We start from the raw sequence: 19,968 nt of genomic DNA on the forward strand, positions 1-19,968 counted from the left end.
GGTTGCTCACGGCGCGGAACGTGTTCCGTCCCCCGGACAAAATGGTCCGTAACTTTCGTCATACGTCTGTTATTACCCGTCCGTTAGTCTCGTGACGAGCATGACCGCCGCGACCGGTTCCATTGAACCGGGCCAGCGGCGGCATCGGCAAACGGGAAGGGGGCGAACGTGACGGTCGAGCACCGGCATGATGCACACGCGGGCGCGTCGGGACTCGACGCGCGCGGTCAACGGCAATCGGCGGCGATCCTGAGCCGCGCACAAAACTGGCACAGCGCCGGACGGTTCGACGACGCGGCGCGCGACTATCTCGCCGTGCTCGAGAAGGAGCCGGACAACCCCCAGGCATTGCACCTGTACGGCGTGCTGCAGTTCCAGCGCGGCGCGGCCGACGATGCCGAAGCGTTGCTGCGCCAGTCGGTCGCGATCGCACCCGGCACGCGCGTCCTGTCGGATCTCGGCGCGATCGCCGGCGAGCGCGGCCGCGTCGGCGAGGCGCTCGAGCATTTCGCGGCAGCGCTGCGTGCGACGCCCGACGACGTGCAGACGCTCGTGCGCCGCGGCAATACGCTGCTCGGATTGCGACGCTACGACGACGCGCTCGCGTCGTTCGACCGCGCGCTCGCGGTGTCGCCGCTCGTGCTCGATGCGCTGTGCAATCGCGGCAGCGCGCTGCGTGCGCTGCGCCGCTTCGACGACGCGCTGGACACCTACGACCGCGCGCTGATGGTCGACCTGCGTTCGTTCGAATCGTGGTTCAACCGCGGTCTCGTGCTGCGCGAGCTGCAGCGGCCGGCCGATGCGCTGCAGTGCTTCGAGCGCGCAAACGCGATCCGGCCCGGCATGGCCGCGATCATGGCCGAGCGCGGCCGTACGTTGATCGATCTCGATCGGCCGGGCGAGGCGCTCGACGCGTTCAACGAAGCGATCGCGGCCGATCCCGCGCGGATCGACGTGCTCTACAACAGCGCGGTCGCGCTCGAACGGCTCGGCCGCGCGGACGAAGCGCTGGCCCGCTGCGAGCGCGTGCTGGCGTTCGATCCGGATCATGTCCGCGCCCATGCGAGTCGCGGCAACGCGCTGCTGCAGCTCAAGCGCCACGACGACGCGCTGGCGGCCTATGCGCGTGCGCTGGCGCTCGATCCGCACTCGGCGGAGACGTTGTGCAACCGCGGCACCGCGTTGCGTTACCTGAAGCGTTACGACGACGCGCTGGCCAGCTACGACGCCGCGCTTGCGCGCGACGCAGGGTTCGCCGAGGCCTGGACCAACCGCAGCAACGTATTGCAGGACCTGCATCGCTACGACGAAGCGATGGCGTCGCTCGACCGTGCGCTTGCGCTGCGTCCCGATCACGCGACGAACTGGCTCAACCGCGGCAACCTGTATTTCGAGACGGCGCGCGCGGACGACGCGCTCGCCGCGTACGACCGCGCGATCGCGCTGCATCCCGACTACGCCGAAGCGCATTTCGCGCGCGCATCGCTGTATCTGATCGAAGGCGATTTCACGCGCGGCTGGCCCGAATACGAATGGCGGCTGCGCGATGCGCAACTGGCGCGGCACTACCGGCCGTTCACGCAGCCGGCGTGGCAGGGCGACACACCGCTCGACGGCCGGACGGTGCTGATTCATGCGGAACAAGGGTTCGGCGACACGCTGCATTTCTGCCGCTATGTGCCGCTGGTGGCCGCGCGCGGTGCGCGGGTCGTGTTCGAGGTGCAGCCGCAGCTGCGCGCGCTGATGGCGTCGCTGCCCGGGCCGGTCGACGTGATCGCGCGCGGCGAACCGCTGCCGGCGTTCGACTGCCAGGCGCCGCTGTTGAGCCTGCCGCATGCGTTCCGCACCGATGAAGCCACGATTCCGTATGCCGGCGCCTATCTGCATGCCGACCCGCAGCGCACGCGCCAGTGGGAGGCGCTGCTCGGCGAACGGCGCCGGCCGCGGATCGGGATCGCCTGGGCCGGTAATCCGGAGCATCGGAACGATCACAACCGCTCGATCGATTTCGCGCGGCTCGCGCCGCTGTTCGATCTCGACGTCGACTGGATCAGCCTGCAAAAGCCCGTGCGCGAACGCGACGAGGCGCTGCTCGCGGAGGCGCCGGTGCTTCGCGTCGACGACGAACTCGGCGATTTTGCTGACACGGCCGCGCTGATCGGCGCGCTGGATCTCGTGATTGCGGTCGACTCCGCGGTTGCGCACCTGGCGGGCGCGCTGGGCCATGCGGTCTGGGTGCTGCTTCCCGAGCCGGCGGAATGGCGCTGGATGCGGACCCGCGGCGACAGCCCGTGGTATCCGTCTGCGCGGCTGTTCCGGCAGGCGGCGCCGGGCGATTGGACGAGCGCGATCGGCGCGGTGCGTGCCGCGATCGCGCCGATGACACGTTAGACACGATACGAACAGCGACAAGTGAGGGCCACACGATGACACCGAACGGGGAAGGGACGACACTCGCGAGCGCGCCGGTCGCGCCGGATCGCCGTCCGCCCGACGCCGCGCAACTCGAACGGCTGCTCTTGCGCGCGCGCAAGGCGCATCACGAGGGCGCGCTGCAGCATGCGGAACGCGCGTATGCCGAACTGCTGACGTTCGATCCCGAGCATCCGGAGGCGCTGCACCTGCTCGGCGCGGTGCGCTTCCAGCAAGGGCGCCTCGACGATGCCGAGCCGCTGATGCGGCGCTCGATCGAGCGTCAGCCGGTGCCGCTCGCGCTCGCGAATTACGCGGCGGTGCTGACCGGGCTCGGGCGCGAGCACGACGCGCTCGCGCGGCTCGACGAAGCGCTCGCGATCAATCCGGTCCATCAGCGCGTGCTGTTTCAGCGCGCGGGCCTGCTCGCGCAACTCGCGCGGTACGACGACGCGTGTGCGGTCTACGATCGGCTGCTCGAGCTGACGCCCGGTTTCGCCGACGGCTATGTGAAGCGCAGCGACATGCTGCGCGCGCTTGGCCGCCACGAACAGGCGCTCGCCGATTGCGATCGCTCGATCGCGCTGGCCGGGCGTTCGTTCGATGCGATGCGCGGGCGCGGCCTCGCGCTGCGCGAACTCGGCCGCTTCCGCGATGCGGTCGACAGCTATGGCTACGCGCTCGCGCAGACGCCTGGCAGTGCCGAAGTGCTGTTCCTGCGCGGTGTCGCCTATCTCGACCTGAACGATCCCGAACGCGCGCTCGCGGATTTCAACGCGGCGATCGCGGTGAGCCCGACCTTCGTCGATGCGATCTTCAACAGTTCGATCGCGCTCGAGCAGCTCGGCCGGCACGACGAGGCGCTCGTGCGCTGCGACCGCGTGCTCGCGATCGATCCGCATCATGCGCGGGCACTGGCGAACCGCGGCAATGCGGCCAGTCATCTGGAGCGCTATCGCGACGCGGTCGACAGCTATGCGCGCGCGCTCGACGTGGAACCGGGTAGTCCCGGCGTGCTGTGCAACTACGCGAATGCACTGATGCGCATCGAGCGTCACGACGACGCGCGCGACATGTGCGACCGCGCGCTCGCACTTGCTGGAAGCTATGTGCCGGCCTGGTTCACGCGCGGCCGTGTGGCGCTCGAAACGCACCGCTACGCGGCCGCGCTCGACGATTTCGCACGCGTGATCGACGCGACGCCGCGCGACAAGCTCGCCCACTTTCACAAGGGCAATGCGTTGCGCGCGCTGCGGCATCACGACGCCGCGCGGCAGGCTTACGCGGACGCGATCGACGTCGATCCCGACTACGTGCTCGCGCACTGCATGCGCGCGTTCCTGTGTTTGTCGATTGGCGATTTCGAGGCCGGCTGGGCCGAGTACGAATGGCGCTGGCGCGACACGCAGCTCGATGCGAGCCGGCGCACGTTCGCGCAGCCGCGCTGGACGCACGGGATGCCGCTCGACGGCAAGACGGTCCTGCTGTACCCGGAACAGGGACTCGGCGACACGCTGCAGTTCTGCCGCTATGTCCCGCTAGTGAAAGCGCTCGGCGCACGCGTCGTGCTGGAAGCGCCGGTCGAACTGAAGACGCTGTTCGCGACGCTCGACGGCGTCGACACGCTCGTCGCGCGCGGCGAGCCGCTGCCGCCGTTCGACCTGCATTGCCCGTTGCTGAGCCTGCCGCTCGAATTCCGCACGGACCTGGCGTCGATTCCGGCCGGCGTGCCGTATCTCGCCGCCGATTCCGTGCGTGTCGCGCAGTGGCGCGAACGGCTCGGCGCAGCGACGCGGCCGCGTATCGGCCTCGTGTGGTCCGGCAACCCGCTGCACCTGAACGACCGCAACCGCTCGATGACGCTCGCGGATCTGCTGCCGCTGTTCGACGACCGTTACGAGTGGATCAGCCTGCAGAAGGTGGTCCGCGACGAGGATCGTCCGGTGCTCGACGCGAGCGCGGTGCGCTTCGTCGGCGATGCGCTCGCGGATTTCGCCGATACCGCGGCGCTGACCGCGCTGATGGACGGCATCGTCAGCGTCGATACGTCCGTCGCGCACCTCGCCGGCGCGCTCGGCCGGCCGCTTGCACTGATGATTCCGCACACGCCTGATTTCCGATGGCTGCTCGATCGCGACGACAGCCCGTGGTATCCGTCCGCGCGGCTGTTCCGCCAGCCCGAGGGCGGGCAGTGGGCGCCCGTCGTCGAGCGGATCGCGGCCGAGTTGCCGATGCTCGTCGGCGGAGGCGCGCGATGAGTGCGGGCCGCGAGGCTGCGTCGATGGCGGGCGCCGTCCCGGGCGCCGTGGCCATGCCGCTGCATGCGGTGCTCGCCGATGCGCTGCGCAATGCGCGCGCGCGTCTCGAACAGCGCGACTTCGCGGGGGCTGGACGGCTCTACGAAGGCGTGCTGACGATGGCGCCCGATCATGTCGAGGCGCTGCACCTGCTGGGCCTCGTGTATCTGCAGCTCGGCGATCCCACACGGGCCGAGCCGCTGATCGCGCGGTCGATGAGGTTCGGCTTGAACCAGCCGTGGAATCTGGCGAACCACGCGGCGGCGCTGATCGGTGTCGGCCGTCATCGCGACGCGCTCGCGCTCGCCGATCGCGCACTCGCGGCCAATCCGGACCATGCGCCGTCGCATGCGGCGCGCGGCGATGCGCTGCTCGCGCTCGGGCAATACGACGCGGCGCTGGCGGCCTACGATCGGGCGCTCGTGCGCGAACCGGCGCACGTCACGGCGTGGCGCAAGCGCGGCGAGACGTTGCGCTGGCTCGAACGGCCCGCCGATGCGCTGATCAGCATCGAGCGCGCGTTGCGGATCGACCCGAACGACGCGGCCGCGAACATCGAGCGCGGGCATGCGCTGCGCGCACTCGGCCATCGCGAGCAGGCGCTGCACAGCTATCAGCTCGCGATGGTCGTGCGCGGCAAGACGCCGGAGCTTGTTTATGCGTGCGGCGTCGTGATGACCGAACTGGGCCGCCCGGCCGATGCGCTCGCGTGTCTCGACGAAGGGCTCGCCCGGCTGCCGAAGGACGAGCAGTTGCTGTACGCGAGTTGCGTCGCACTGGATCTGCTGCACGCCCGCGACGAATTGCTGAAGCGCTGCGACCGGCTGCTCGCGCTGAATCGCGGCAACGTCGCCGCGTGGGTCGGGCGCGGCAATGCGCTGCTCGGGCTCGAGCGTCATGCGGAAGCCGCCGAAGCCTACGCGCAAGCGCTGGCACGCAATCCCGACGATATCGATGCGCGCCGCAACCGCGCGGCCGCGCTGCGTGCGCTCGGCCGGTTCGACGATGCGCTCGCCGATTACGACGCGGCGCTGGCGCTGACGGGCCCGCATGCGGAGCTGCATTACAACCGCGCGCTCGCGCTGCAGCAGCTCGGCCGCTATGACGAGGCGCTCGCGAGCCATGCGGCGGCGGCGGCCGCGCCGGCGGACACGGCGCAGGCCTTGTTCACGCGTGCGCTTGCGCGCCAGCACGTCGGCGACGACGCAGCGGCGCTGACCGATTACGCCGATGCATGCAGTCGCGATCCGAATCATGGCGCCGCTCGCCGCTCGGAGGCGTTCTGCCGGCTGCTGACGGGCGATTTCGACGCAGGCTGGCGGCAGCACGAGGCGCGTTGGGAGGCGGCCGACGTGATGCTGCACCGGCGTCATGCGGACCGGCCGCGGTGGACCGGCGACGAACCGCTCGCGGGCCGCACGCTGCTGCTGCACGCGGAACAGGGCTACGGCGACACGCTGCAGTTCTGCCGCTACGCGAACCTGGCGCATGACGCGGGCGCGACCGTGATCGTCGAGGCGCCGGCCGCGCTCGGCGAGCTGCTCGGCACGCTGCGCGGCGTAAGCCGGGTCGTTACCGAAGGGCAGCCGATGCCGGCGTTCGACCTGCAGTGTCCGCTGATGAGCCTGCCGTACGCGTTCCGCACGACGCTCGATACGGTGCCGGCCGACGTGCCGTACCTGCGCGCCGATGCGCGGCGGCGCGAAGCGTGGGCGCAGCGCATCGATGCGATGTCGCCGCCGGGCCGGTTGCGCATCGGGCTCGCGTGGTCCGGCAACCCGCGCCACGCGAATGACGAAAGCCGCTCGATACCGTTCGTCACGCTCGCGCCGCTCGTCGGGTGCGAGGCGCTCGACGTGACGTTCGTGAGCCTGCAGCCGCAGGTGCGTGCGCGTGATGCCGACGCATTCGCCGGGAGCGGCGTGCTGTCGTTCGCGGACGCGTTGCACGACTTCTCCGAAACGGCTGCGCTGGTCGACACGCTGGATCTCGTGATCAGCGTCGACACGTCGGTCGCGCATCTGGCCGGCGCGCTCGGGCGGCCGGTCTGGGTGCTGCTGCCGCGCGTGCCGGATTGGCGCTGGCTGCTCGAACGCGACGACTGCCCGTGGTATCCGACCGCGACGCTGTTTCGGCAGACGCGGCCGGGAGACTGGCCGGCTGTCATCGGCCGCGTGGTCGACGTGCTCGGCACGGCGCGCCCGGTACGCCCCGCGGCGGCGTGATCGACCTTCCATGACAAAAGCTACGGACCTTTTCACAGCGGCCGGAATGGTCCGTAACAGTCGCCATGTCGCTGCCATTCGCGCTTCGTATGGTCTTCGGATTCCAGCGGCCTGTTTCGGGCGCAACGACATGTGCGGTGCCGGCCCGGCGCCGCGCGCAAATTCCTAGCATCGGGGTGGCAAGAATGGCAGCACGCGCACGTACGGAACGGCAACTTCGCGCAACGGCCTCGCGGTCGGTCCTGAAATCGGAGCTGAGCCCGCTTTACCGGGCGGTCGTGCTGATGCTCGCGGCGGGCGTGTCCGCGCATGCGCATGCGGCGGGCATCACGAACCTCGGGCAGGCGACCGCACGTGTGTCCGGCGGCGGCGCGGGCGGTGCCGGCGGGGTGCCGGGCATGCCGAATCTCGGCGTGTCGCCGCAGCAGGCGCTGCAGGCGAGCCAGCCGTCGATCCGCAACCTCGGCTATGCCGCGCACGCGATCGCCGCGCAGATCGCCGCGCAGCAGAATGCGGCGGCGGCCGCGGCGAAGCTGCCGTCGACCGTGCCGAACGGGCTGGCGCCGGGCGGGCTGCAGGTGGCGGCGGGCGCGTCGGGCGATACGAACAATCCGGTGCTGTGGTTCAACGCGAATGCGCCGACGCAGAATACCGACGCGAGCGGCCACGTGAACGTCGACGTGAAGCAGACCGGGCAGAACGCGGTGCTGACGTGGGAGACGATGAACGTCGGCCGGCAGACGACGCTGAACTTCGACCAGTCGGGCGGTACGCAGACCAATGGCGCGAACAACTGGGCCGTGCTGAACCGGATCAACGATCCGAGCGGCAGGCCGAGCCAGATTCTCGGGAACATCACCGCGCAAGGGGCGGTGTATGTGATCAACCGGAACGGCGTGCTGTTCGGCGCCGGGTCGCAGGTGAACGTGCATTCGCTGGTGGCGTCGTCGCTCGACGTGCTGAACATGAACAACTACAACCAGACCCTGCAGAACCGGGTTCCGGTTGTGACGGACAGCAGTCTCGCGCAGGATGCCGCGGGGATCGTCGCGAGCAACAAGCAGTTCCTGAGTTTGCCGGCGGGAACGACGGGCGGGCTCGCATATCCGGAGTCGGGCAGCTCCGCCGGGACGAACGGCAACAGCCGGGTTCCGAACGAGGTGCTCGGTCTCGGCAACCAGGTCAATCTCACGTCCGCGAGCCAGTATCAGCCGTGGGGCGACGTCACCATCGAGCAGGGTGCATCGATCACCACGCACGCGAACGGCAACGCGAGCGACGGCGGCTTCGTGATGATCGCTGCGCCGAACGTGACGAACGCGGGGCATATCAAGGCGACGGACGGGCAGGTAGTGCTCGCGGCCGGCGTCGGGGTGAGTCTGCTGCCTGCAGGCGGCCCGCAGATCAATCCTCAGGTGCTGCTGCCGGAGCTCAGCGGAAAGATCGCGCTGCTCGGCCCGAACGGCCAGACGACCGACATCACGCCGGCCGGCACGCTGATCAATACCGGCATCGTCGAGGCCGCGCGCGGCAACGTGAACCTGCTCGGTAGCCGCGTCGCGCAGAACGGCGTGGTGGGCGTGACGACGAGCGTCAACTCACCGGGCACGATCACGATTTCCACGGTCGACGAATATTCCTCCAACAATCCGACCGGCGCCGGGTATCTCGGGCAGGGGATCGTGACGACGAGCCAGCAAAGCACCGGCAGCACCACGAGTCGCGCGGGCCTGCTGAGCTTCGGGCCCGATTCGGTGACGACGGTGATGCCGGACGGCAACGGCCAGACGACGCCGTCGACGCCCGGCGCAACCTTCACGCCGGGCAGCATCGGGATGACGGCCGGCTCGGTCTGGTTCCAGGGCGGCTCGCTGATCGAGGCGCCCGGCTCGAAGGTGTCCGTCACGGCGCTGACGCCTTCCGCATCGGGCGCGCAGGCGCCGGCCGGCCAGACGGCCGTGCCGGGCCGGATCTATGTCGACAGCGGTGCGACGATCGACGTGTCGGGTCTCGCGAACGTCGAGGTGCCGATCGCGCAGACGCTCGTGACGGTCGACCGCATCGGCCAGAACGAACTCGCCGATTCGCCGCTGCTGCGCAACGGGTTTCTGCTCGGGTACAAGAATCTCGTGTTCGACAGCACGCTGACGGGCACGCGCAGCGACGGCGTATCGTGGGTCGGCAGCCCGATCCTGAATCTGTCGGGCTATGTGAACCTGATTCCGCGCACCGTCGACCAGTTGCTGACCAACGGCGGTTCGATCACGTTGTCGGGCAACGAGGTGATGACCGCGACCGGTTCGTCGATGAACCTGAACGGCGGCTATGTGCATGTCGACGGTGGGATCGTCAACACGACGCGGCTGGTCGATGCCAACGGCGCAATCGTGCCGATCGACAAGGCGAGCCCGTACGACACCTACGTCGGTGTCGCGGGCCAGTTCGTCGAGTCGCATCCGCGCTGGGGCGTGACGAAGTCCTGGTACAACCCGCTGCAGACGACGGGCACGTATCAGGGCGACTACATCGTCGGCGGCAACGCGGGCACGCTCGATATCTACGGGTTGCAGTCCACGGTGCTGGACGGCGACATCAGCGCACAGGCGTTCGGCGGCGCGAAGCAGATGCAGATGCAGGGCAACAGCCTGCCGAGCGGCGGGACGTTCAACCTCGGCGCCGATCCGAAGCTCGACGGCGCGGCGCTGGTGCACCTGACGTCGAACAACAACGATGTCGCGTCGGGTACCGCCGGCCTCGTGGTGCTGCAGGACAATGCGCCGCGGCTCGCCGACATCGCGCCGGGCTTCTCGATCGATACGCCGCTCGACAAGACGGCGCTGCAGGCGTTGCCCGCGAACGACCCGCGCAACGTGTTGACGACTACCGTGGTGCCGGTCGCGACGTTGAACAACGGCGGCTTTGCGAACCTGAACGTGACCGAGGACAAGGTCGGCGGCAAGGGCATCGTCGTGCCGCAAGGCACGCAGTTGAACTTGCAGCCAGGCGGTTCCATCACCGTCAACAGCCCGGTGGCCGGTACCGACGTCAACGTGGTAGGCCGCCTGTCCGCGCCGTCGGGCGTGATTTCGATCACGAGCGGCGGCAACGTGATCGTCGGCCCGCAGGGCGCGATCAGTGCCGCGGGGCAGTGGGTGAACAACGATGTGCAGGCGGCACCGGGTACGACGCCCGGCAACAGCCAGTTCATCAACGGCGGCAGCATCACGCTCTCCGCGTTGCTCGGATCGAACGTTATCGGCGGCGGGCTGGTGGGCGACACCTCGGGTTCGGTGCTGCTGCAGCCAGGCAGCGTACTGGACGTATCGGGCGGCGGCCAAATGTTGTCCAACGGCCAACTGCTGATGCAGAACGGCGTGCCTGCCGGACGCGGTGGAAATGTGACGTTGCAGGCGTATTCTGCGACACCGCTGAAACAGTTTGGCGGGTCGGACGGCGCGCCGACCTTGCCCAGCGTGCAGCCGACGGCCGGCACGATCGCACTGGGCGGCACGATCCTGAGCGAAGGGTTTTCGGGCGGCGGCACGCTCACGCTGCAGGCGCTCGGATTCCGGATCGGCGGTGCCGAAGCCGCCGCGTCGCCATGGGACGTCTATCTCCCGGAAAGCTTCTTTGCACGGCAGGGCTTCGGCAAGTATGTGCTGAATGCGTTCTACGACACGACGGTCGCGCCCGGCGCGTCGGTTGCCGTCACGCAATTGAATCGTATTCCGGACATGTTCGCGCTTCAGCAGGCGGCCACCGGTGCGAACCTGGCGGCGGGCAGCCTGACCACGATCGGCCAGCTCGATGCCTATCACCGGCAGGCAACGGATCTCGTCCTGACGGCCGGCAACGATACGTCGTGGCGGCAGGGCCAGCCCGCTGCCACGCCGTCGTATCCGGGCGTGACCGGTGCGGTCACGCTGTCGGAAGGTGCGTCGATTCACGCGGATGCCGGCGCGAGCATCGGCCTTGGCTCGCCGGCGCAGGTAACCGTACTCGGCTCGATCGTCGCGCCGGGCGGGTCGATCACGCTGAGCGCGGACGGGAACGGCACGAACGCGCAGGCCGGGCAGTTCAGTACCGGTTTCATGAGCGCGAGCCAGTCGGTCTGGCTTGGTGCGGACGCGTCACTCGACGTATCGGGCACCGCATTGACCAATCCGATTGCGGCGCCGGTCAAGATCGGCGCGACGACGGTCGTGCCGAACACGGGCAAGGTGTTGGCGGGCGGCTCGGTCACGATGTCGAGCGATACGGGTTACGTGGTAGCGCAGTCGGGCTCGAAGATCGACGTATCCGGCATGTCGACGACATTCGACCAGTTGCAGTCCAATGGCACATACGCGTCGCAGCCGGCCTGGAGCGACGCCGGCTCGATCACGCTGTCGGCGGCGAACGGCCTGTTCGCGGATGCGACGCTGGCCGGGCGTCCGGGTGCCGCGCAAGCGCGGGGCGGCACGCTGACGATCGTGCCGAGCCAGGCGAGCCCGCAGAGTAACGGCTCGACCGCCACTGCGCTCGTCGTGCGGCAGGACGGTACATTCGTGCCGGCGGGCCTGATGCCCGGGCAGAGTTTCTCGTCGGCGATCGATTCGACCACCGGCTTGCCGATCGGGCAGTCGAGCGGCATCATTCAATTCGCGGCCGACCGGCTCGACGGATCCGGTATCGCGAATCTGGTATTGGGCAGCGGCACACCGCCCAACGGCGCGCAATCGACCCCGATCCTGTTTGCCGGCAACGTCACGCTGTCGTTGCCGGAATCCGTGACGTTGAACACAGGGCGCGTCGCCGCCGTCGGCATGGGGCAACTGTCGTCGCTGTTGTCGACGCCCGCGCGCAAGGCCGACGGGACGCTCGCGGCCGCCGTCGACGGCTTGCTCGCGCAACCGCAGCCATCGTTGGGCACGACGGTCGAGATCGATGCACCGTACGTGGCGTTGTCGGGGCCGCTCATCCAGTCACAGTCGCCCCAGTTCAATCCGATCGCGGCACTGTCCGACGCGACGCTGAACGTGAACGCAACCTTCATCGATCTGAAGAACCAGGCCCAGCTCAACAATTTCGCTCATGCGAACTTCACGAGCAGCGGCGATATACGCCTGAGCTCGACGAACGCGGGTCAGTCCGCGGCCGGCACCCCGCCGGGGATTCTTTATACGCCAGGCGATCTGGCCTTCAAGGCGGCGGATCTGTATCCGTCGACCGGCAGCATGTTCGTCGTCGCTGCGGTCGGCCCGAGCGATTCGACGACCGGCAAACTGGCGCCGACGACGGTCACGTTCGCGTCGAACGGCGTGTCGGGCACGCCGTTGTCGGCGGGCGGCGCGCTGCTCGTGGACGCGACGAACATCGTGCAGGGCGGCACGGTGCGCGCGCCGTCCGGCACGATCGTGTTCGGCGTGGGCGATCCGTCGAATGCGGCGACGCAAGCGCAGTTCGCGGGTCTTTCGCTCGTTGCAACGGATTCGGTCAAGCTGGCGAACGGAAGCGTGACGTCGGTCTCGAACGGCCGCGCGGTCATTCCGTACGGCACGACGATCGACGGGGTCGAGTGGCAGTTCAATCCGCTTGCCGGCAACACGACGACGCCCGACCTGACCGCGCCGCCCGCGAAATACGTCGGCGTGAACGGCAGCAACGTCGCGCTCGACAAGGGCGCGACGATCGACCTGTCCGGCGGCGGCGACCTGCAGGCCATCGAATGGGTGCCGGGCACCGGCGGCACGCGCGACGTGCTGTCGCAATACAACGTGAGCTTTGCGAGCGGCAAGGGCGGGACGGCCGTGCCGGTCAATGTCGGGGCTGGGAACGTGTATGCGATCGTGCCGGGCAAGCAGTCGCCGGTCGCGGCGTATGACCCGACCCTCGCACAGACGGTACAGCCTTCCACCAACGCAAACGGCACGGCAACGACCGCGACGGCGACGATGGGCGTCGGGCAGGCGAGCCTGACCGACCCGGTCGGCAAGGCCGTGTATCTGTCGGGCGTGCCTGGGCTGGCGCCCGGCTACTACACGCTGCTGCCGGGCAAGTACGCGACGCTGCCGGGCGCGTATCGCGTCACGGTGTCGAGCACGGCCGGCAATCTCGTGCCGGGCGCGAGCCAGGTGCTGCAGGACGGCACGGTCGTGACGGCCGGCTATTTCGCCGACGCGTTGACGGGCAGCCGAAGCGCGACGCCGACGCTGTTCAACGTGCAGTCGAACAGCGTGTGGCAGCAGTACTCGCAATACACGATGACGGGCGCGAACGCGTATTTCACGAAACTCGCCGCGACGAAGGGCAACGTGACGCCGCCGCTACCGGTGGACGGCGGTCAACTGGTGCTGGCGGCGACGAAGGCGCTGACGCTCGGCGCGACGCTGAATGCGGCCGCCGGTGCGGGCGGCGCGCCGGCTCAGGTCGACATCGCGTCGCAGGACATCCAGATCACCGGTAACGGCAGCGCGGCGTTGCCGGGCTATCTGCAGATCGGCAGCGACGCGCTCGATTCGCTGAACGTGGGCAGCCTGCTGATCGGCGGCACGCGCGCGGCGACGACGAGCGGTGTCACGATCACACCGATCGCGAACAGCGTCGTCGTGTCGAACGACGGCAACACGGCGCTGAAGGGCCCCGAGATCCTGCTCGTCACGAAAACCGACGGCAGCGGCACGGATCCGAACGCGGCAAACGGGTTGCGCGTCGATGCCGGTGCGTCGATCGCCGCGCAGGGCGATTACCCGGCAGCCAAGGATCAGCCGCTCGCGATCGCCGGCGACGGCGCGTTGCTGCGCGTGTCGAACGGCGCGATGGCACCGCTGACGCGCACGGGCGGCACGGGCAATGGCTTGCTGGCGGTCGGCGCGGGCGCGACGCTCGCGGGCGGCCAAGCGTTGCTGCTCGATTCGTCCGGCGACCTGAAGGTCGATCCGTCCGCCGCGCTGTCGGCCAAGGCGATCACGGCGGACGGCTCCGCGATTACGTTCACCAACGCGAGCGGTGCCTCGGCGGCGAGCCTGCCGGGCTTCGTCGTCGATCCGGCCGGCCTCGCGCAGTTCGCGAACGCGCAGCAGGTCACGCTGCGCAGCTACGGCGCGATCGGTTTCGTCGGCGACGTGAACGCGACGTTCGGCAACGGCGTCGATCTGAGTGCGGGCACGTTCACGAGCGATGGCGGCCACGTCACGCTGAATGCGCAGCAGGTCGCGTTCACGAACGAGATGGGCGCTGCGCCCGGCACGACGACGGCCGGAAACGGCACGCTGACGGTCAACGCGAAAGAGATCGACTTCGGCACGGGCACGAAGGCGGCCAGCGGCTTCGGCTCGGCGGTGATGAACGCGACGGGCGGCATCGTCGGACAGGGTACCGGCACGTTCGACTTCGGCGCATTGCCGGTCACGCTCAATGCGCCGGTCTACCTTGCCGATACGAGCTCGGCCGCCACCGTGAAGACGACGGGCGCACTGACGCTGAACGGGGCGTCGGGCACGGCATTGAAGCGCGATGTGGTCGGCGGCGCATGGACCTTCATCGGCGGTACCGTCGTCGACAACGGCGCGACGATCAGCGCGCCGGCCGGCAACGTGACGCTCGAGGCGACGACCGGCAACCTGACGATCGGCGGCGGATCGACGGTCAGCGCGGCGGGCGTGTCGAAACAGTTTTTCGATGTGACGCGCTACGCGCCGGCAGGCTCGATCACGCTGACGGCCGATGCAGGCACCGTCGACGTGCAGGTGGGCTCGACGCTCGATTTCTCCGGGGCCAGCGGCGGTGGCGCGGCAGGCAGCCTTTCGCTGTCGGCGCCGCAACAGGTCGTGAACCTGAACGGCACGATCAAGGGCGGCGCGGCGAGCGGTTATGCGGGCGGGTCGTTCTCGCTGAATACCGGTGGTGCTGCGGACCTCGATGCGCTGTCGAAGACGCTTGCATCGAGCGGCGTGAACCAGGCGATCACCGTCCACACGAAGATGGGCAACCTGACGCTGTCGCAGGGCAACACGCTGACCGCGCACTCGGTGCTGCTGACGGCCGACGGCGGTTCGGGAAGCTTGGCCGATACGGCAAACGGCAACGTGAACGTGCTCGGGACGATCGACGCGTCCGGCAAGGCAGGCGGCGAGATCGACCTGTACGGCCGCAACGGCGTGGACATCGAAGGTTCGCTGCTGGCACGCGGCTCCGATCCGAACCAGCGCGGCGGCAAGATCAACATTGGCACGACGGCATTGTTCGACCCGACGATCGTCGACGCGAACGGCAACTCGGTCGCGTACAACGCAACCTACGGTTACGAGAACATCCTGCGTGCGAACGCGGGCGCCATTACGCTCGGCGCGAATGCGCTGATCGACGTGTCGGGCGGGACGGCCGGTGGTTTGTCGGGCGGCACGGTGAATTTCCGCGCGCCGCTACTGGCCGACAACGGCGTGAAGGTCAACCTGCCGGATACGTTCAACGACGGCAAGGGCATCGTCGGCTCGCGCGCGACGACGCTCGAGGCATATGCGGTATGGAGCACGACGGACGCGACGACGGGGGCGCAGCACTTCGACGGCGTCATCGACCCGGCGGGATGGTATGACAAGAGCGGGCATCTGTTGGCCGGCACGTTCACGGCACAAGGAACGTCCGGCACGCCGGCGACGTTCTCGTTCGCGCCTGACGGTTCGGGCGGCGGCACGCTGACGAACCAGACGACGGGAGTATCGTCGACTATCACGCAGGTGCGGCTTCAAGGCGGTGATAAAGACATTGGCTTTGGCGGGCTGAACAACATGTACTTCGCGCCCGCGAGCGGCGGCGCGAATACGGATCACCAGACCTTCTACGGATATCAGAACGGCGATGCGTCGACCGCGGCACCGGGCACGCTGATGGGGTTTGTACAGCACGGGCTCGATACGCTGGTCGATCCGTTTGCCGGCAAGAACATCGCGAACGCACGCATCGTGCCGGGGATCGAGCTCGACAACCCGAGCCCGGCGATCAACGGCGGCGATATTCAGGTGCTGACGAACTGGAACCTCGGCGCGGGTGCATCGCCGACGAATCTCGCGTTTCGCTTCGACGGGCAGGCGCCGGTCGTGACGTTGCGTGCCGAGAACAACGTGAAGGTGAATGCGAGCCTGTCGGACGGGTTCTTCCAGATCGCGAACCCGTTGGGCGGCGGAGGGACGATTGCGGTGCCGCCGTTGTCGACGCTGAGCGCGGCGTACGCCATTTTCAAACTGGCGTCAGGTTACAACGCAGTTTACGGCTATGGAATCTGGTACTACGCGAAGAAAAATGAGGCGTTCGCCCCTGGGCAACCCGTTGGCGGTACTCCGGACGAAATCGCGGAATACTACGCACTCTATATGGCGTATGCCAATTTCCTTGATCAGACCGCAACCAGTCTTTCGTCGATTCTTGTACTGGATCCGAGTTTCACCAACATCGGTATCGTCGACAAGCTGCGGAGCAACAGTGCCGGTGTGGTTGCCGGGCAACCCAAGGCGCCAACTGCGCCGTCCGCTTCCGAGCAAGCGGCGAATCCCGGGTCCTACCTGATTTATCTGAATGAGTATCAGAAATATCTGGCCGACTCGGTTCGATTCAAGGATCAGACCGCCAAGTTTCCTCTGGTGGACGTTCCTGCGGCGCCCGCCGTTCAACCCGTTGCAGTGATCACGACGCCCACGATCGACTTGCCGGCCGTGACTGACAACTCACCGTCACCGACACCCGTTGCGACCAATCCGATCCCGTTGCAGTCCGCGTCGCTGACAGGCGGAGCAAGCAGTTCGTTCCGTGTAGTGGCGGGCGCCGATCTGAACAGCACGAATCCGCTCGCGCTTCAGCCGTTGACGGCAGGAGGAACAACGAGCGGCAAGAGCGTGACCTTCGATGGCCATACGACGTACGTCGACAGCAGCGGGTTTGCCGTGCTTGCACCGACGATGATCCGTACAGGCACGGGAGCGATTGACGTGGCAGCGGGCAGCAACGTCGCATTGTTCGATGCGGGTGCCGCGCAAGCGAACGATACGCATGTAGTCGTTCCGGGCGTGATTTATACGGGTGGCGCACCTGCGGCGTCTGCACCGTCGGGCAGCCCCACGTTGGCGATCGTGCATGCCGGAACCGGTTACCAGGACATTTTGATTACGCCGACAGTCAGCCCCGATTCGGCAGGTGACATCACGATCCATGCACAGGGCGACATCGCTGGCGCCGAATACCTGACCGATACGAACGGAACGGTGACCGGACGGACCGGCACCAACATCAGCCAGTTCTGGTGGCAGTGGATGCAGATCGGCAATCCGACGGGCCTGGTCGGTGCAACCAATCCCGTGATGCAGACGGTCCAGACGTCGATCAACTTCGGCGCATTCGATCAAGGTGTGTTGAGCGCGGGTGGGAATGTGTCCGTGTCGGCGGGCGGGAATATCTCGGACCTGTCGGTGTCGTTGCCGACCACATGGTGGGTGACCAGCGCCAATACGGACACCCCGACCGTCAATACGGTCGGCGGCGGCAACCTGACGGTGCGGGCCGGCGGCGATATTCTGAGCGGCGGCTATTTCGTTGCGAAGGGAACGGGAACGATCACGGCTGGCGGGAAGATCGGATCGGACATTGCGGTGCCTTCGCAATTTCTCGGCAGCCCCCCGGTAACGATGGATACGCTGCTGGCGACACAGGATGGCGTGCTCGACGTAAGCGCGCGACAAGGCGTCAGCATCGGGCGCGTGTTCGACCCGTCGTATGCGCAGAGCAATGCGCTGTTGGGTGCGTACAAGCTACAGGCCGACATGAAGGGCTATTCGTCGACGTCCGCCGTCAATATCGTATCGACGACGGGTGACGTCGCGATCGGCACGCTCTCGGCAGTCGGCCTGATCGGCGGCGGAGCGACCAATTCGGATCTGCCGGGGGTGAACGATTTGTCGTCCGTTCTGCCGGCGTCGGTGAACCTCACTGCGTTTGACGGTGGCATCACGGTGGCGGCGAGCGGCTTGCTCTATCCGTCGGCGGACGGCAACCTTAGCCTGATTGCCGACCAGTCCGTCAATCTGTCCAGTGTCAACGGATTGATTGTCAGCGGGTTTCCTGCGTTCGGCATGCTCGATGTCGATCCGTCCTCGATGCCGTCCCCGGCGAAGCCGAATGTTCTCGTCGCGAACCCGACGATTGCATCGGCGGCGGCTCATGATCCGGTTGCCCTGCATGGCGACGATACCGTACCGGCGCGAATCTATAGTCTGAATGGCGATATCGTCGATGGCGTCTTGCAGACGACCGGCGGTACCTCCGGTTCCTACGGAAATCTGGTACCTGTCGTGATAGACAAGCCCGCTTTGGTTCAGGCAGGGCGTGACATCGTGAATCTGGCGTTCTCTGGACAAAACCTACGCAAGTCGGATGTGACGCGCATCGTCGCAGGGCGAGACATCTACGACGCGCCGTTCGGTGGATTGGTCATACCAGCGCTGATGCTCGGCGGCCCCGGGATGTTCGATGTCGAAGCAGGCAGAAATATCGGGCCGCTGACGAGTCAGGCGCAAGCCTATGCGAGCCTCGGTGACGGAAGTTATCCTCGGCAGGGGGTTGCGACGGGGATTGATGCAATCGGGAATGCAAACAACCCGTATTTGCCGCATGAAAGTGCGAGCGTCAATGTGCTGTTCGGTGTTGGGCCGGGCATCGACACTGCGTCGTTCGTTTCGACGTATGTCGATCCGGCGAAGTCCGTGCCGGGTGTTTCCAGCGCGACGCCCGCGCTCGTCACGTTCATGGAGCAATACGAGGCGGGGCTCTCGGTCGACACGGGGCTAGTCAACGATCAGCCGGCGGTTAAGCCGTTGAGTGCGGACGAGGCCTGGTCGAAATTCAAGGCATTGCCGCAGTATGTCCAGCAGCTCTTTGCCGAGCAGGTGCTGTTCAAGGTGCTGGCCAGCGTCGGTGAGGATTACAACAACCCGGCCAGTCCGTACTATCAGAAATACGCGCGCGGCTACGAGGCGCTCAATACGATGTTCCCGGCTTCGCTGGGCTACACGGCCAACAATCTCGGCGGCGGCAGCAACGGTGCGAACAAGTTGATCGATACGGGCGACCTGGACATTCGCAGCACGACGATCCAGACACAGCAGGGCGGTAACGTATCGATTCTCGGCCCGGGTGGACAGGCGCTGATCGGCAGTACATCCGCACCGCCGCAGATCGTCAATGCTACTACCGGCAAGACGATTGCCGGGCCCGGAACGATGGGGATCCTTACCCTCGAGAAGGGTGACATCGACATCTTTACGGACCGCAGTGTCCTGCTGGCGCAGAGCCGGATCTTCACCGAGCAGGGTGGCGACATGACGATCTGGAGCTCGAACGGCGACATCAACGCAGGCAAGGGGGCAAAGTCGTCGGCCGATACGCCGGCGCCGCAATACGTATGCGATGCGAACCACTACTGCACGGTCGATGCACGCGGGCAGGTCACGGGAGCGGGCATCGCGACGTTGCAGAGCGTACCGGGTGTGCCGATCGGGACGATCAATCTGATCGCGCCGCGCGGCACGGTCGATGCGGGCGATGCGGGAATTCGTGCGGGCAACCTGAACGTTGCGGCGCTGCGCGTCGTGAACGCTGACAACATACAGGTGACCGGCAAGGCAAGCGGTATTCCGCTCGTACAGGCGGTGAACACGGGCGCATTGACGGCCGCGAGTTCGGCGGCATCTGCCGCGACCCAGGTTGCGCAGGATATCGCGAAGAACAACGCGTCAGGTGGGGCGGTACGGCGCTGGACGATCTCGGTGCAGGTCGAGGGGTTCGGCGATGCGAACGGCGACGGCGGGAAGAAGCACAAGCAGCAGGTTGGCTATGACCCGTCGAGCGCGGTGTCGATCCTCGGTTTCGGGCAGACGGGGCCGTCGCAACGGGCAACGCTCACGGCCGAAGAGCGCGCGCGGCTAGGTAAGATCTGAAAGGAGGCAATGGACGTGAGCCGTCAGCCTGGCTGGCGGCTCGTGTTTATATTGACTGAAGAGGGGACGAAC

The 19,968-nt window shown here is 67.3% G+C and carries 4 protein-coding genes; all 4 read left to right on the top strand.

The annotated features are described in order from the left end of the window. Positions 1-168: 168 nt before the first annotated feature. The 4 genes from HWX03_RS18935 to HWX03_RS18950 all read left to right on the top strand — a co-directional run bounded on the left by HWX03_RS18935 (position 169) and on the right by HWX03_RS18950 (position 19,896). Positions 169-2,391, top strand: a complete 2,223-nt coding sequence (locus HWX03_RS18935; protein WP_175872225.1) for a tetratricopeptide repeat protein — start codon at positions 169-171, stop codon at positions 2,389-2,391. A 35-nt stretch (positions 2,392-2,426) separates the two neighbouring features. Beyond that, positions 2,427-4,670, top strand: coding sequence for a tetratricopeptide repeat protein (locus tag HWX03_RS18940; RefSeq protein ID WP_175872226.1), 2,244 nt, complete (start codon positions 2,427-2,429; stop codon positions 4,668-4,670). A 23-nt stretch (positions 4,671-4,693) separates the two neighbouring features. Next, complete coding sequence (locus HWX03_RS18945; protein ID WP_175872310.1) at positions 4,694-6,934, top strand: tetratricopeptide repeat-containing glycosyltransferase family protein; 2,241 nt, start codon at positions 4,694-4,696, stop codon at positions 6,932-6,934. Between the two features lie 185 nt (positions 6,935-7,119). Next, positions 7,120-19,896 carry a filamentous haemagglutinin family protein gene (locus HWX03_RS18950; protein ID WP_175872227.1) on the top strand — a complete coding sequence of 4,259 codons (12,777 nt, stop codon included), beginning with the start codon at positions 7,120-7,122 and terminating at the stop codon, positions 19,894-19,896. Positions 19,897-19,968: the final 72 nt, after the last annotated feature.

This window comes from Burkholderia sp. BCC0397, from assembly GCF_902832865.1.
GTDB lineage: Bacteria > Pseudomonadota > Gammaproteobacteria > Burkholderiales > Burkholderiaceae > Burkholderia.

Coding starts and splice junctions, on each gene's coding strand:
- HWX03_RS18940 (WP_175872226.1), top strand. CDS start 2,427: ATGACACCGAACGGGGAAGGGACGACACTCGCGAGCGCGCCGGTCGCG.
- HWX03_RS18945 (WP_175872310.1), top strand. CDS start 4,694: ATGGCGGGCGCCGTCCCGGGCGCCGTGGCCATGCCGCTGCATGCGGTG.
- HWX03_RS18950 (WP_175872227.1), top strand. CDS start 7,120: ATGGCAGCACGCGCACGTACGGAACGGCAACTTCGCGCAACGGCCTCG.